Here is a 15,170-nt window from a genome sequence, read left to right on the forward strand (position 1 = left end):
GAAAACAGGTCAATCCGCCCTTAGGGTGCATAGCGGAGTTCGACTTTTCGGGAAGAAATCCGCACTTTGCAAAGCCCGCAACCTGCGCATAGCTGCCACTTGCCGATAGTGCAGCACCGACGCAGTGATCAAAGGGGCGATGAATGGCCGCTTTTTCCTGTCTGGCACGGAACCTTCGCAGCTGCAGCGAATTTCCGGTTTCCGCCCTTATCTGCATGTACTGGATGCCCGGCTGCTTACCTGGGATGAGTGCGCTTTGAGCTGAGAGCCGACCTTCCGGCACTTCTAGAGTTGATCACTGACCAGGCGGCCCGCCTTGGGTCGGCGTTAACGGCAGCTATGCGCAGAAAGCGAAGTTTGCAAAGTCGTGGTCAGCGGGTCACCTTGAAGCCGTGACGGCCCACACCGGATGAGGTGGGTGGCTCCTGCTCCACCGGCATCGAATGTGCCAAAGTGCAATTATCATCAACTGCTAGGAAAGGAGCCACCCAATGACAGTTAAGACAGTCGGCCTAGATTTGGCCAAGGATGTTTTTCAAGTTCACGGTATTTCCGAGAATGGTCGCGTGATCTTCAACAAGGCGATCAAGCGTGCGAAGCTATTGGCGTTCTTCGAGACGCTGCCGCCTTGTATGGTCGGAATGGAGGCCTGTGGATCAGCGCACCATTGGGGGCGCACACTGCGCAAACTTGGTCACGATGTCAGGTTGATGCCTGCGAACTATGTAAAGCCTTATGTCAAACGCGGAAAGACAGATGCGGTGGACGCGGAGGCAATTTGCGAAGCCGTCAGGCGCCCGACGATGCGCTTTGTCGAGATCAAGACCGAGGATCAACAGGCTATTCTATCGATCCACCGCACGCGGGATCTGGCAGTCCGGCAGCGCACCCAGCTGGCCAATATGATCCGCAGCCTGTTGCGCGAGTTCGGGCATATCTTGCCTATCGGGATCGAAGCGGTAACGGCCTTTGCGAAGCGCCACCTTGACGGTGATCACCCGGACATGCCTGAGATCGCGAACGGGATGCTCGGGATACAGTGCTACCAATTCATCGGCCTGAACGAACGCATCTCTGGCTATTCCAAGATGATCGAGCAACATGCTCTGCTAAATGCTAATGCGCGCAGATTGATGCGCATGCCAGGAATTGGGCCAATAACAGCATCGGCCATTGTCGCTACGATCGGGGACGCAAAACAATTCCGCACCGGGCGCGATCTAGCGGCTTGGCTGGGGCTGACCCCGCTCAACAAATCCAGCGGCGGCAAGGAGCGATTGGGCAAGATCACAAAGGCTGGCGACCGCTACATTCGCAAGCTTCTGGTCGTGGGCATGACGTCTCGCGCCGTAATGGCGAAGCGCTCACCTGAAAAAGTCGATCTGTGGACGGCGAAGATCATCGCGGAGAAACCGTTCCGGCTGGCAACCGTCGCGATGGCGAACAAGGCAGCGCGTTCCATCTGGGCGATGCTCACAAAGAAACAGGAATACAGGCAGCCCGCGTTCTAACCGCGCCGACTGCCTACCAGATGCAAGACGTTGAAGTAATGATGCGGACTTAAGTCAACCAAGAGCAAGGACACTCCGGGAATGGCTGCGGCCCTCTGAGGTCGATAAGCCGATTGGAACCTCGCTCGCGGAATTCATTAGGGCCAGTGGAGGCAATGCCAAAACATAAACAGGCCGGACAGACGACAGTACTGACGAAAATGACCGCAAATACCGACAGAAAACGCTTGCAATGCAGGAGCCACCCACAGAAGCCATTGGCCAGAGATCCAAGCGCTGCGTTGCAGCTTCCCCGAAGCAGCCGTTCAACACATTGTGCAGCATTTTTGTTGGCCATAGGCAGCAGTGCGGGACTTAGCAGCCCTTCTCTTTCTGCAAATCAGTACCTGCTTTGACAGTAAGATCGATAAGTTCTTTCCAATAAATCGTCACGAGAGGAGGGCGACTGAAACAGAAGAAATTTTTGACCTTCGGACAAAAGGCTTTGTTTAGGAGTAAGCGTCACGATGGCCAATAGATTGAAGGAAGAGGCTTCCTGTGCAAATGTGTCGGGTGAATAAGCTTGCCGTCAAACCGCGCAGATCCCTGATCTCGTTCCTGATGGACCAACGCTAACGAGGTGGACCGGACAGCGCCAGTCATGTTATTCCTTCAAGATCTGGACACAGCTGGAGCGAGGGACTGATGCATTTCTGACATGCCTGGCACCAGTACATTAAATATTGCATATTTCATTTACCTGCCCAGAAACACGCCATAAGAGCATCCCCCCCCGTTGGTGCAGCTTGTGAATGTTTGTTGAGATCAAAAGGTATATTTGAAGGACATCTTAGGGAGTTATTAAGCCCCTCAAGTGCTGAAATGCGTTGATTGACGATTTCGCTTTGGAGCTTTTAACGATGACACTACGCCGATATATTTTTGCGCTTATAGCGATTCCCTTTGTTGCCTTGCTAATAGAGGGAGGCGCGAAGGGGAAAGATGACTTGCTCCGCTATATAAATGCCGGGCACACGCAGGTCGAGATTGGCGAAGCGGTTTTCCTATCTGGCATGGCGCATTTGGTGCAGGAAGAACGGGGGCTCACCGCTGGATTTCTAGAATCAAAAGGCACAGATTTTCGCGACGAGCTGCAGGAAATCCGGCACGAACTGGATGAGGCCGTCAAAGCCATACCGACTGCGATCATTGAGATGCAAAAACAGTTTGCCGATCTGAAGGCAGTGCGGGGCACGGTTGACCAACAGAGCGTCGGTACCAAAGAGGTGAGCAGCTACTACACCAAGATCGTCACAACCATTTTGGACGCCGCGGATGAGGAAATGCTGCGGCAAAACAATGCGGAGATCGTCCAGATTGCCTCCGGTCTGGTCTCTCTGAGCGCCGCCAAGGAGGCGGCTGAGCTTCAGCGCTCGGCGGGTCTACATGGCTTTATTGAGGGCCATTTCGATTTGGCCGTTTACCGTGAGTTTTCAGAAGAATGGGCCTCAGAAACGCAGTTCCTGCATGTTGCCCATATTGTGCTGGCCAGTCACATGCCGGACCTCGATTTCGAACACCGGCTGAACGAAAGCGGATTGCTCCAGATCCGTGAGGCCGTGATCGCCGCAGAGCCGGGTGGTTCTGTGGCCGATGTGACTGCTGAGGACTGGTTCAGCCGGTCTTCAGACTGGATTTCCTATCTGCACAAGGTCGAATTAGAAGCCGCAACAGAAATGACTGACCTGGCAAAATCCGATGCCAGCAGCGCGCTGATCACCCTGTTGACAACGCTGGTTATTGTAACGATTTCGATCATAGCAACCGTCGGCATTGGGCTGCGCCTGATCCGCATCTTCGACACCCAGTTCGGTGCTTTGCAGGAAGATCTGGACCGGCTGTCGCATAAGGATTTTGATTTCGAGCCCGCCTTCATTGACTCGGAAACCGAAATAGGTGAGCTGAACCGCGCCATGGATAAAACCCGTGTTGCGCTTCAGGAGGCAGATGCCAATCTTGCCATGACAGAAGCAGACCGGACCTCGGTTATCAGTTCTCTGGACGCGCACCTAAAACGCCTGGCGGACCGGGATCTTGATTGCGCGATCACGACTGTTTTCCCCTCAGAATATGAACAATTGCGCAGCAGTTTCAATACAACTGTGGCAACGCTCAGCGCCACTGTTCAGCATGTGATTGATGCGACCCAGAGTATCCGTGCCGGCACTGTGGAAATCAGCCAGGCTGCGGATGACCTGTCGCACCGAACGGAAAGCCAGGCCGCGACGCTGGAAGAAACCGCCGCTGCCATGGATGAGTTGACCGCCAGCGTGAAAAACGCCGCCGAAAGTGCCCGCAGTGTTGAAAGCATCATGGCCGAGGCCAAGCAAGAAGCGCAAAACAGTGGAACTGTTGTTGCAAATGCGGTTTCGGCGATGACCGAGATCGAAAACTCCTCGACCCATATTGCGCAGATTATCGGCGTCATCGACGACATCGCGTTTCAGACCAACCTTCTGGCTTTGAACGCCGGGGTCGAGGCCGCCCGCGCGGGTGAATCCGGTCGCGGATTTGCGGTTGTTGCCTCCGAGGTGAGGTCCCTTGCACAACGGTCCTCCGATGCGGCAACGGAAATCAAAACGCTGATCAGCAAAAGCTCCACTCAGGTGGAGCGCGGCGTGGATCTTGTCGGCAAGGCCGGTGGGGCACTGCAAAACATTGTGGAACGGGTCAACCATATCTCTAAACTGGTGACCGATATCGCCGAGGGCGCCGTGGAGCAGTCTACCGGCCTGGGCGAAATCAATACCGGTGTTGTGCAACTGGACCAGGTAACCCAGCAAAACGCTGCCATGGTAGAGGAGACGACAGCGGCTGGGCATACGCTGAACAATGACGCCAACGTCCTTGCTGAGCTGGTCGCTGTCTTCAAGCTGGCTGGCGGGTCGGTGATGAAAATTTCGCCGCAGTCTCCAGCCCACAAGACTTCCGCCGAAGCGTCAAATGTTCCCCAGGCCCACGGAAACGACTGGGACCAAGAGGCCTTCACTCCGCCCCGCGCGGCTGCGAGCGGAGCTGGAGCCGGAACGTGGCAGGATTTTTAAATCAGAACTGGTTTTCAAACTGGTCCACACGTCTCCGTCGGCCGCTTGCTCTCAACCAAATCTGACCTGGCGGACCGGGCAAGGCCGGTCGTAAGCCGCACCCTCCACCAGAACTGTATGGCGCAACAATAGATCGCGGTTCACATCTGCGTCGCACAACCGTTTGTTGAAATCAAACTCAGGCCTGAGTGCAGGCGAGTATCGGCATCGTTTCAAGATAAATGCCCTGAAAATGGAGCAAAGTGCATACACGCAGCCACGCCTCTCACGGCTGCCTCGGCCCGCTACCAAAGCGGACCATTGCAGATAGTACAGTGAATGACCTGTTTCCTAAACAACTGCCCCAGAATAAGACCGGCCAGAATTTTTGGCCTTGAAGGTCCGCTTGGACGGCTTAGCCAAATATTTGCTGCAGACGCAGCTAACGGCAGCTCTCCGCCCGACATGCATGTACTTGGGGTCCGGCTGCCCTCCTGGCATGAGTCCGCTTTGGGCTGCGAGCAGCCGCTAGCACCATTTGGGACTGAGATGTCGACACTCGTCGCGAGCCCGTCCAAAGAAGTATAGCGATGCCCATTTTGAAACCTGTCCGGGAGAGCGCCGCCCGCGTTCTGTGTAAGTTGGAAGTCCTTGAACCAAAACACAATGGAGGGGGCGCCCATGTGGCGCTCTTTCCTCCCGGAGGTCGGCGCAGCTCTGAGGGCAATGCTACGGCCCTGAAGTTGGGAAGAATTGAAGGGCGTGCCCTAAGAGCTCGGCTCCGAGCACTTTAAAGCCTCTTCAAACGACCTTTAAAGAACTCGGCAGACGGACATTTTAAACGGTTCGGGATGCGCTATAACCGAGTTTGAAATGGGAAGTGTCCCTTACTGCAATGCGAAGTGTCCCAAACTCACCTCGAAATTGACACCAAAGGTGGGTGGCCTCGGGTCCAGTTCTGGCATAGAAAACAGGGCGTTCGTCTAGAAAAATTTGCTGCAATGGGAAGTGTCCCGCACTGCAAAACGAAGTGTCCCGCTACAATGGGAAGTGTCCCGCACTGCAAAACGAAGTGTCCCGCTACACCCGCTACACTTATTCTTGCAACACCACTTTGCACCCGCGCTGCTTGCTCTTGGGGGCTGGGCGCGCTATTAAATAAACGACCGTTCAATTCATACACGCCAGGGAGGACAGGACGTGGATTTTGCTTTGACCGAGGAACAGACCGCGATTTTTGATATGGCTCATGCATTTGGCCAGGAAAACATTGCGCCGTTTGCACGCCAGTGGGAAGCCGAGGGCACCATCCCCAAAAAGCTGTGGCCACAAGTGGGCGAACTTGGCTTTGGCGGGCTTTATGTCAGCGAAGAAACCGGTGGCTCGGCGCTGACCCGGCTGGATGCCACTTTGGTGTTTGAGGCCCTGTCGATGGCCTGCCCTTCAGTGGCGGCCTTTTTGTCGATCCATAACATGTGCGCCAAGATGCTGGACAGCTTTGCCAGCGACGAAATGAAGGCGCGGATCATGCCGGATGTTTTGTCACTGAACACCGTGCTCAGCTACTGCCTGACCGAGCCGGGCTCTGGTTCTGATGCGGCAGCGCTGAAAACCCGCGCCGACAAGACAAATGAAGGCTACACGCTGAACGGCAACAAGGCCTTCATCTCGGGGGGGGGCTATTCCGACGCCTATGTCTGCATGGTGCGCACCGGTGAAGACGGTCCCAAGGGCATTTCCACCGTCTATGTCGAAGACGGCACCCCGGGCCTGTCCTTTGGCGGGCTGGAAGAAAAGATGGGCTGGAAAAGCCAACCCACCGCCCAGGTGCAGTTTGACGATTGCAAGATCCCGGCCAACAACCTGGTCGGCGAAGAGGGCAAGGGGTTCAAATACGCGATGATGGGCCTGGACGGCGGACGTCTGAATATCTCCTCCTGTTCGCTGGGCGCCGCGCAGACCGCGCTGAATCTGACGATGAAATACATGTCCGAGCGCAAGGCCTTTGGCAAATCCATCGACCAGTTCCAGGGGCTGCAGTTCCGCCTTGCGGATATGGAGATTGAACTGCAGGCGGCACGTGTCTTTTTGCGTCAGGCAGCCTGGAAGCTGGATCAGGGCGCACCCGATGCCAGCAAACACTGCGCCATGGCAAAGAAATTTGTGACCGAGGCGGGATCCAGGATCGTTGATCAATGCCTGCAGCTGCATGGTGGCTACGGCTACCTGGCAGATTACGGTATCGAAAAGCTGGTGCGGGATCTGCGCGTTCACCAGATCCTTGAGGGCACAAACGAGATCATGCGAGTGATTGTTGCGCGCCATTTGCTGGCCGAACACAGCTAAGCCCGGTACTATGCGCCTGTCGCAGCCGGTATCCCGTCCCCACTCCCAGGGCGACAGGGTGCCGGGTGTTTGACCCGCGCCAACAGCGAGGAACCTATGAGCGATATCAATATCCGTGTGATCGGTCAGGCCGGTCGCATCACCCTCAGCCGCGGCAAGGCCCTGAATGCGCTGTCTTATGATATGTGCATGGCCATTGACGCCGCCCTGCGCCAATGGGCAACCGATGATGCGGTCAAACTGGTGGTCATTGATGCCGAGGGCGAAAAAGCCTTTTGCGCCGGCGGCGACATTGCCGAGCTGTATGAGACCGGCACCGCAGGCGATTATGCCTATGGGCGCAAGTTCTGGAGCGACGAATACCGGCTGAACGCCCTCATTTTTGAATATCCCAAACCGGTGGTCAGCTTCCTGCAGGGGTTCACCATGGGGGGGGGCGTCGGCATTGGCTGTCATGGCACCCACCGGGTGGTTGGCGACAGCAGCCAGATCTCCATGCCCGAAGTTGGCATTGGCCTGTTGCCCGATGTGGGTGGCTCTTTGATGCTGGCCCTGGCGCCGGGGCGTCTGGGCGAATACCTCGGCCTTACCGCCACACGCATGAAGGCCGCAGACGCCATCTATGCGGGCTTTGCCGATTTCTACATCCCCGAAAGCTTTTGGCCCGTGTTGATCAACGGGCTGCAAAAAGATGGTGATCCAGCGCTTTTGGAGGTGGCGTCACAAAAGCCGCCAGCGGGCACATTGGAAACCCAGCAGGCTGAGATCGATCGCTATTTTGCCGGCGAAACCCTGACGGATATCCTGACAGTGCTAAAGGGAGAACCCAGCGATTTTGCTGAAAAGACCCTAAAGGTATTGGGCCGCAATGCGCCGCTCTCGATGGCCTGCACGGTCGAGCTGTTGCACCGGTTGCGCGCCAGCAGCCTGAGCATTCGCAAGGCGCTGGAGTATGAATACCGCTTTACCTATCGCGCCATGGACAAGGGTGATTTTCTCGAAGGTATTCGTGCCCAGATCATCGACAAGGACCGCCAGCCCAAATGGCAATATGCAGAGCAGGATGTTCCCGCTACCGCCGTCAGCCAGATGCTGATGCCGCTGGGCGCGGACGCCTTGGTTTTTGAGGAGGAGTAACACATGAAAATCGGATTTATTGGTCTTGGCAACATGGGTGGCCCGATGGCTGCCAATCTCGCCAAAGAGGGTCACGACGTTCTGGGCTTTGACATGGCCAGTGTCACAGTCGAGGGCGTCACCATGGTCAGGTCGGCCGCTGAGGCTGCAGCCGGGGCCGATGTGGTGATCACCATGCTGCCCAATGGTCAGATCCTGCGCACCGTTGCCGCTGAGCTGCTGCCCGCCATGCAGGCCGGAGCAGCCCTGGTGGATTGCTCCACCGTGGATGTGGACTCGGCCCGTGCGGTTGCAGAACAGGCCGCTGCGGCGGGTCTATTGTTTGTGGATGCGCCCGTGTCCGGCGGTATCGGCGGCGCTGCAGGCGGCACCTTGACCTTTATGGCCGGCGGTAGCGCCGAGGCCTTTGCCAAGGCAGAGCCCCTGTTTGACATCATGGGCCAGAAGGCCGTGCATTGTGGCGAGGCCGGCGCCGGCCAATCCGCCAAGATCTGCAACAACATGATCCTGGGCGTGACGATGATTGCCACCTGCGAAGCCTTTGCTCTGGCCGACAAACTGGGTCTGGACCGGCAGAAAATGTTCGACGTGGTTTCCACCTCTTCGGGCTATTCCTGGTCGATGAATGCCTATTGCCCGGCCCCCGGCGTTGGTCCGCAGTCGCCTGCCGACAACGATTACAAACCGGGGTTTGCCGCGGAACTGATGCTGAAGGATCTGCGGCTCAGCCAGCAGGCCGCCGTCAGTGCCGATGCCGACACCCCAATGGGCGAGCTGGCACAGGCGCTTTATGCCAAGTTTGTCGAAAACGAAGACGGGCTTGGCATGGACTTTTCCGCCATGCTGCCCCGCTTTGAAAAGCGCGGCCGCAGCTAAACCAAACCTCTGGCGCGCCCCTGCCGAACGCAAGGCTTGCCCGGCCCAGAGGTGTCTCTTTCGACCAAGAGACACCTCTGGGCCGGGCTTCTTTGTGCGCCAATGGCGCGATCCAACCAGCACTTCCGCCCCTGACCTGCTGCGTTGAAAAATTCGGAATTTGTTCAATTTGATTAAAATTCAGAAAATGGGCACCGGGTTTCCACATTTCAGTCCAAATTCGCAGCGACACCTGAGGTCGGGCCACAGAAAATTTGCGGCCTCCCACAGGGTGCAGGAACTCACATGGCTACGGCGACAGAACTCGATATCAACACCTCCGCCACCGCCGATCAGATGGCGCAGGAGATTTTTGGCGACGGAACCACCGTTGTCAGTGCCAGCTATTCCGGTGATGCTGCCTCCTCTGGTATTTACTCCGGTGCCGATACAACTGTGGCAGGCGTCGCCCCCGCCGATAGCGGCGTCATCCTGTCCACTGGCCACGTAGATGATTTCACCAATAGCTCTGGCACCAGCAATACCAACACCTCCGGCAATACCAGCACCAATACCAGCGGCATCAATGGCGACAGCGACTTTAACACCATTGCTGGTTCCGCCACCTATGACGCCGCCTTTATGGAGATTGACTTCATTCCCGACGGCGATGTGCTGACGCTGGACTTTGTGCTCTCCTCTGAGGAATACCCCGAGTTCTCCAGTTCCCAATACAACGACGTGGTTGGCGTTTGGGTCAATGGGGTACAAGCACAGGTCACCATTGGCGATGGCTCTGCCTCTATTGGTAACATCAACCAAAATGAAACCGAAAACATCTACGTCGACAACACCGGCGATCAGTACAACACCGAAATGGACGGGTTCACCATTACCCTGACCTTTACCGCCCCGGTGACTGCAGGTGAAGTGAACACGATCAAGATCGGCGTCGCAGATGTTTCTGACAGCAATTATGACACCAATCTGCTGGTGGCAGGCGGGTCGGTCCAGACCGCCTTTGTTGCCCAGGACGATCAGGTCGATCTGAGCTTTAACACCTCAAAAACATTGGATGTTCTGGAAAATGACACCAGTTCAGCTGGCGGCACGCTGACCGTCACCCACATCAATGACATTGCGGTCTCCCCTGGGGATACGGTGACCCTGGCAACCGGCCAGCAGATCACGCTGAACCCGGACGGGACGCTTGAGGTTCAGTCCGACGGCGATGATGAGACCGTCTATTTCAACTACACCACCGAAAACGACAGCGGCGACAGTGACACCGGACTGGTCGAGATCAATCAGGCCCAGGCCTGTTTCATGGGGGGAACCCGGATTGAGACCGATCAGGGCCCCATCGCAATCGAGAACCTGACGGCTGGCATGATGATCCAGACCTATGATCACGGGTTTCAGCCGCTGCGCTGGATTGGCCACAGCAGGGTTCCGGTGACCGCGATCACCGCACCGATCCGTATTGCCAAGGGCCAGTTTGGTGCTGAGGCGGATCTCTGGGTCTCCCCCAACCACCGAATACTGATCACCGGCCAATTTGCCGAACTGCTGTTTGGCGAAGACGAAGTGCTGGCCAAAGCCAAGGATCTGGTCAACGACGCGAGCATCCGCCCCGATCTCAGCCTTGAGACGGTCGATTACTATCACCTGCTGTTTGACCAGCACGAGATCCTCACCTCGCATGGGGTATTGAGCGAAAGCTACCACCCCGGCCCGCAGACAACTGCTGGTTTTGACGCCGAAACCCAGGCTGAACTTTTTGCCCTGTTTCCAGAGCTTTGCCCGCAGACAGGGGCTGGGTATGGCTTTGCCGCGCGCCTTGCCCTGCGCCAGTATGAGACCCAATTGCTAAACCACTGCCTGTCGTCCTAGGTACAGATGTCAAGCAGTGGGGCGGAACAGGGCCAACAGGGCTTGTTTGGTCTCATGATCAACCGGGAACATCATCTCCAACCTCAGCTCTGACATCGCCAGATCCCCGGTCGAGGTGAACTGCGTCAGGGTTGAAAACAGTTTCAGATCCAGTCCGTTAAACCGATAATGAGTTGGGATCACCGCTGGCATTTGCTCCAGAACGGGACGCGAATGTGCAGCCACCCGGCGCTGCAACTGCTGCATCGCCTGCTGCAAAACCGGCGCCTTGCCAAGATGGGACAGCTCATTGCGCAATCGCATCAAAGTCAGCGCTTCGACCTCTTCCAGATTGACCAAGGCACCGCGCAGAGCCTCGTTTGCGCACAGGGCATCAATCAGGCTGTCGTCGAGCTGCACTCCAACAGAGGTCAACAGGGCTGCGGCAGGGGGATTCATCGCTTTTAGAATCCAGTGATGATCAATCGCAATTGCCGGAAAAGGCGCGTGACGCTCCAGCATCCATTCAACCGCCTGCGCCAAGGGCGCGCGATCCTCGTCTTTCAGTTCACCGCCACCAAAGGCTGGGGCAAATCCGGCTGCAAGCAATAGCTGGTTGCGCGCCGCCAGTGGCATTTGCAGCTCTTCCCCCAGCCGCAGTGCCATATCACGACTGGCGCGGGCGCGTCCGGTCTCCAGAAAAGAGACATGCCGGGCAGAGACCTGTGCCGAAAGCGCCAGGTCAAGCTGGCTCATGCGGCGAATGCCCCGCCATTCTTTCAACAGCGCTCCAAAGCCACTCATCTTGCCCATCCTCATCTGCGGTTCTTCACCTGCGGTCTTGGCCAGCCTATTCGCTGTGTACAGGGATTTCACCTACCTCTGAGGTAATTGTTTTCCTGTCCTCCGCGCGGGATGCTCAGGACATCACGCAACAGGAGACCACTGATGACACATGACACCGCCACCAAGGCGCTCAAACTTGCAGCCCTCGGCACGGTTCTTTTTGGGCTGGGAATGGTTCTCGCCCTGGTATCGCCGCTTCGGGTTGCCCTGGAGCTGTTTCTGGACCTGGTGCATTTTCCGCTGGACGGCCAACAAGCACTGGACAGCGATAGCACCCATGTGCTGGCTGCGATTTCAGGCGGGCTGCTGGTCGGCACCGGCAGCCTGATCTGGGGCATCACAACAGAAGTCTATAGCAAGGCCCCAAAGATCGGCGGCCGCATCATCCTGACTGGTATCCTGGCCTGGTACCTGCCCGACAGCTTTGGCTCCTATATGGTCGGAGCCTGGTTCAACGTGGTTCTGAACACTGTGTTTCTGGCGATGTTTGCCGTGCCAATCCTGCTGTATCGCCCGGTCAAACAGCCCGTAACCGCCTGACCGGTGAGCCCCCTTTTGGAATAGGATTGGCCGGAACAACACCGGCCAACCGCTTATTCTGCCGCGACTTTCTTATTTGCCAGCATCTCTTTCAAATAGCGCCCTGTATGGCTGAGGGGTTCTTTGGCAATGGTTTCCGGCGTGCCGGTGGCGACGATCTCACCACCGCCATCGCCGCCTTCGGGGCCGATATCAATGATCCAGTCGGCTGTTTTGATCACATCAAGGTTGTGTTCAATCACCACCACGGAATTGCCCTGATCAACCAATTCATGCAGCACCTCGAGCAGCTTTTTCACATCCTCAAAATGCAGCCCCGTGGTGGGTTCATCCAAAATGTAAAGCGTCCGCCCGGTCGAGCGTTTGCTCAGCTCCTTGGAGAGTTTCACCCGCTGGGCCTCACCACCGGACAGGGTGGTGGCCTGCTGGCCGACCTTGATATAGCCCAGACCAACCCGCATCAGCGCGTCCATCTTGTCGCGGATAGTGGGCACGGCCTGAAAAAACGCCTGGGCGTCTTCGACTGTCATATCAAGCACATCTGCGATGCTCTTCCCCTTGAAACGCACCTCCAGTGTCTCGCGGTTATAGCGCGCGCCTTTGCAGGTTTCGCATTCCACATAGACGTCCGGCAGGAAATGCATCTCGATCTTGATGACCCCGTCCCCCTGGCAGGCCTCGCAGCGGCCCCCCTTGACGTTAAAGCTGAACCGCCCCGGTTTATAGCCGCGCGTCTTGGCCTCGGGCAGGCCGGCAAACCAGTCGCGGATCGGGGTAAAAGCGCCAGTATAGGTGGCGGGGTTTGATCGTGGCGTGCGGCCAATGGCGCGCTGGTCGATGTCGATCACCTTGTCCAGATGCTCAAGCCCCTTGATGCTTTCGCAGGGCGCTGGGGTCTGGCGGGCACCATTGAGCCGCATCGAGGCGGTTTTGAACAGGGTTTCAATGGTCAGGGTGGATTTACCCCCGCCCGAAACCCCGGTCACACACAAGAATGTGCCCAGTGGGAATTCCGCCGTGACATTTTTCAGGTTGTTGCCAGTGGCCTTGACCACCTTCAGCTTTTTCTTGTTGCCCTTACGCCGTTTCGCCGGAACCGGGATCTCGCGCACGCCAGCCAGATACTGGCCGGTAATTGACGCCGCATCGGCGGTGACCTGCGCCGCAGTGCCGTGGCTGACCACTTCGCCGCCATGCACACCGGCACCGGGGCCGATGTCAAAAACATAGTCGGCCTGACGGATCATATCCTCGTCATGTTCCACCACGATCACCGTATTGCCCTGATCGCGCAGGTTTTTCAGGGTGGTGATCAGCCGGTCATTGTCGCGCTGGTGCAAACCGATCGAGGGCTCATCCAGCACATATAGCACCCCTGTCAGGCCCGAGCCAATCTGGCTGGCCAAACGGATCCGCTGGCTTTCGCCCCCCGACAGGGTGCCACTGGCCCGCGACAGGCTCAGGTATTCCAGACCTACGTTGTTCAAAAAGCCAAGCCGCTCGCGGATCTCTTTGACAATGGCGCGGGCGATTTCTTGTTTCTGCTTGGTCAGATGGTTGGGCACATCCTCGATCCAGGCCAGCGCCTCGCGGATGGATTTCTGCACCACCTGCCCCGCATGTACCCCGGCAATCTTGACCGCCAGGGCCTCTTCGCGCAGACGATAGCCGCCGCAGGCGCCACAGGGGCGATTGTTCTGGTAGCGTTCAAACTCTTCACGGATCCAGTTGCTGTCGGTTTCGCGGTAGCGCCGTTCCATATTGGGAATGACGCCTTCAAAGACGCGGGTGACCTCATAAACCCGGCCACCTTCGTCATAGCGGAAGGGGATTTCTTCCTCACCAGAGCCGCGCAGGAACACCTGCTGCACCTTGGGGTCCAGGTCTTTCCACTGGGTGTTCTTGTTGAACCCATAGTGTTTGGCGATGGCCTCAATTGTCTGCAGGAAATAGGGCGATTTGCCTTTCCGCCAGGGCGCCAGGGCACCATCATAGATTTTCAGGCTTTGGTCCGGAACCACCAGACGTTCATCAAAGAACAGCTCGACCCCCAGCCCGTCGCAGACGGTGCAGGCGCCAAAGGGCGCATTGAACGAAAACAGCCGGGGTTCGATCTCGGGGATGGTAAAGCCGCTGACGGGGCAGGCAAAATTCTCGCTGAAGGTCAGCCGTTCAGGATCACCTTCGCGCGGTGCAGTTTCCAGAATGGCAATGCCATCGGCCAGATCCAGCGCGGTGCGCAGCGAATCTGCCAACCGGGTCTCCAGACCCTCGCGCACCACCAGACGATCCACCACAACATCAATGTCATGACGGAACTTCTTGTCCAGGGTCGGCGGCTCATCCAGTTCGTAAAATTCACCGTCGACCTTGACCCGCTGAAAGCCCTGTTTGCGCAGCTCCAGCATTTCCTTTTTGTACTCGCCCTTGCGGTCGCGCACGATGGGCGCAAGCAAAAAGCCACGGGTGCCCTCCTCCAGCGCCATCACCCGGTCGACCATATCCTGCACCTGCTGCGCCTCGATGGGCAGACCGGTGGCGGGGCTAAAGGGCGTGCCGGCCCGGGCAAACAGCAGCCGCAGATAGTCATAGATCTCGGTCACGGTGCCGACAGTGGAGCGCGGGTTTTTCGAGGTGGTCTTTTGTTCGATCGAAATTGCCGGGCTGAGGCCGGAGATATGATCCACATCCGGCTTTTCCATCATGTCGAGGAACTGCCGGGCATAGGCTGACAGGCTTTCGACGTAGCGGCGCTGGCCCTCGGCGTAGATGGTATCAAAGGCAAGCGAGGATTTCCCCGATCCAGACAGGCCGGTGATCACCACCAGCTCATCGCGAGGGATATCCACATCAATGTTTTTGAGATTATGTTCGCGTGCGCCGCGCACCTCGATGGATTTCAACTCAGCCATACTGCCCTCGTGCCAAATACTCTGGCCACCACGGGATCAATCCGCTGCCAGTCTTCGACCTACAGATAGGCAATGTGGCGCCAGACTCC

9 protein-coding genes are annotated in these 15,170 nt (G+C 57.2%); 7 read left to right on the forward strand and 2 right to left on the reverse strand.

Annotated features, from left to right (window positions below):
* Positions 1 to 491 precede the first annotated feature (491 nt).
* From ARCT_RS0113015 to ARCT_RS0113040, 6 genes are all read left to right on the forward strand, one after another.
* Complete coding sequence (locus ARCT_RS0113015) at positions 492 to 1,511, forward strand: IS110 family RNA-guided transposase (protein ID WP_027239017.1); 1,020 nt, start codon at positions 492 to 494, stop codon at positions 1,509 to 1,511.
* Positions 1,512 to 2,410: 899 nt separating this feature from the next.
* Entirely contained in the window at positions 2,411 to 4,594 is a 2,184-nt protein-coding gene (locus ARCT_RS0113020) for a methyl-accepting chemotaxis protein (RefSeq protein WP_027240471.1), read from the forward strand.
* A 1,179-nt stretch (positions 4,595 to 5,773) separates the two neighbouring features.
* Positions 5,774 to 6,919 carry an acyl-CoA dehydrogenase family protein gene (locus ARCT_RS0113025; RefSeq protein ID WP_027240472.1) on the forward strand — a complete coding sequence of 382 codons (1,146 nt, stop codon included), beginning with the start codon at positions 5,774 to 5,776 and terminating at the stop codon, positions 6,917 to 6,919.
* Between the two features lie 96 nt (positions 6,920 to 7,015).
* Entirely contained in the window at positions 7,016 to 8,056 is a 1,041-nt protein-coding gene (locus ARCT_RS0113030; RefSeq protein WP_027240473.1) for an enoyl-CoA hydratase/isomerase family protein, read from the forward strand.
* Positions 8,057 to 8,059: 3 nt separating this feature from the next.
* Positions 8,060 to 8,932, forward strand: coding sequence for a 3-hydroxyisobutyrate dehydrogenase (gene mmsB / locus ARCT_RS0113035; RefSeq protein ID WP_027240474.1), 873 nt, complete (start codon positions 8,060 to 8,062; stop codon positions 8,930 to 8,932).
* Positions 8,933 to 9,217: 285 nt separating this feature from the next.
* Entirely contained in the window at positions 9,218 to 10,804 is a 1,587-nt protein-coding gene (locus tag ARCT_RS0113040; RefSeq protein WP_027240475.1) for a choice-of-anchor L domain-containing protein, read from the forward strand.
* Positions 10,805 to 10,813: 9 nt separating this feature from the next.
* On the opposite strand, the gene ARCT_RS0113045 is transcribed toward ARCT_RS0113040, so the two are convergent.
* Entirely contained in the window at positions 10,814 to 11,587 is a 774-nt protein-coding gene (locus ARCT_RS0113045; protein WP_027240476.1) for a helix-turn-helix domain-containing protein, read from the reverse strand.
* A 144-nt stretch (positions 11,588 to 11,731) separates the two neighbouring features.
* Here ARCT_RS0113045 and ARCT_RS0113050 point away from each other — a divergent pair, with 144 nt between their 5' ends.
* On the forward strand, positions 11,732 to 12,169 hold the full coding sequence (locus ARCT_RS0113050; protein WP_036784868.1) for a hypothetical protein: 438 nt from the start codon (positions 11,732 to 11,734) through the stop codon (positions 12,167 to 12,169).
* A 53-nt stretch (positions 12,170 to 12,222) separates the two neighbouring features.
* Here ARCT_RS0113050 and uvrA read toward each other — a convergent pair whose 3' ends face one another.
* A complete protein-coding gene (uvrA, locus tag ARCT_RS0113055) occupies positions 12,223 to 15,081 on the reverse strand; it encodes an excinuclease ABC subunit UvrA (protein ID WP_027240478.1) in 2,859 nt (952 codons plus the stop codon).
* Positions 15,082 to 15,170 lie beyond the last annotated feature (89 nt).

Origin of the sequence: Pseudophaeobacter arcticus DSM 23566 (assembly GCF_000473205.1) — a bacterium.
Classification (GTDB): Bacteria; Pseudomonadota; Alphaproteobacteria; order Rhodobacterales; family Rhodobacteraceae; genus Pseudophaeobacter; species Pseudophaeobacter arcticus.

Bases quoted from the DNA above. Each gene is read 5' to 3' on its own strand.
- ARCT_RS0113040 (WP_027240475.1), top strand. From the start codon at position 9,218: ATGGCTACGGCGACAGAACTCGATATCAACACCTCCGCCACCGCCGAT.
- ARCT_RS0113015 (WP_027239017.1), top strand. From the start codon at position 492: ATGACAGTTAAGACAGTCGGCCTAGATTTGGCCAAGGATGTTTTTCAA.
- ARCT_RS0113045 (WP_027240476.1), bottom strand. From the start codon at position 11,587: ATGAGTGGCTTTGGAGCGCTGTTGAAAGAATGGCGGGGCATTCGCCGC.
- mmsB (WP_027240474.1), top strand. From the start codon at position 8,060: ATGAAAATCGGATTTATTGGTCTTGGCAACATGGGTGGCCCGATGGCT.
- ARCT_RS0113020 (WP_027240471.1), top strand. From the start codon at position 2,411: ATGACACTACGCCGATATATTTTTGCGCTTATAGCGATTCCCTTTGTT.
- ARCT_RS0113050 (WP_036784868.1), top strand. From the start codon at position 11,732: ATGACACATGACACCGCCACCAAGGCGCTCAAACTTGCAGCCCTCGGC.
- ARCT_RS0113030 (WP_027240473.1), top strand. From the start codon at position 7,016: ATGAGCGATATCAATATCCGTGTGATCGGTCAGGCCGGTCGCATCACC.
- uvrA (WP_027240478.1), bottom strand. From the start codon at position 15,081: ATGGCTGAGTTGAAATCCATCGAGGTGCGCGGCGCACGCGAACATAAT.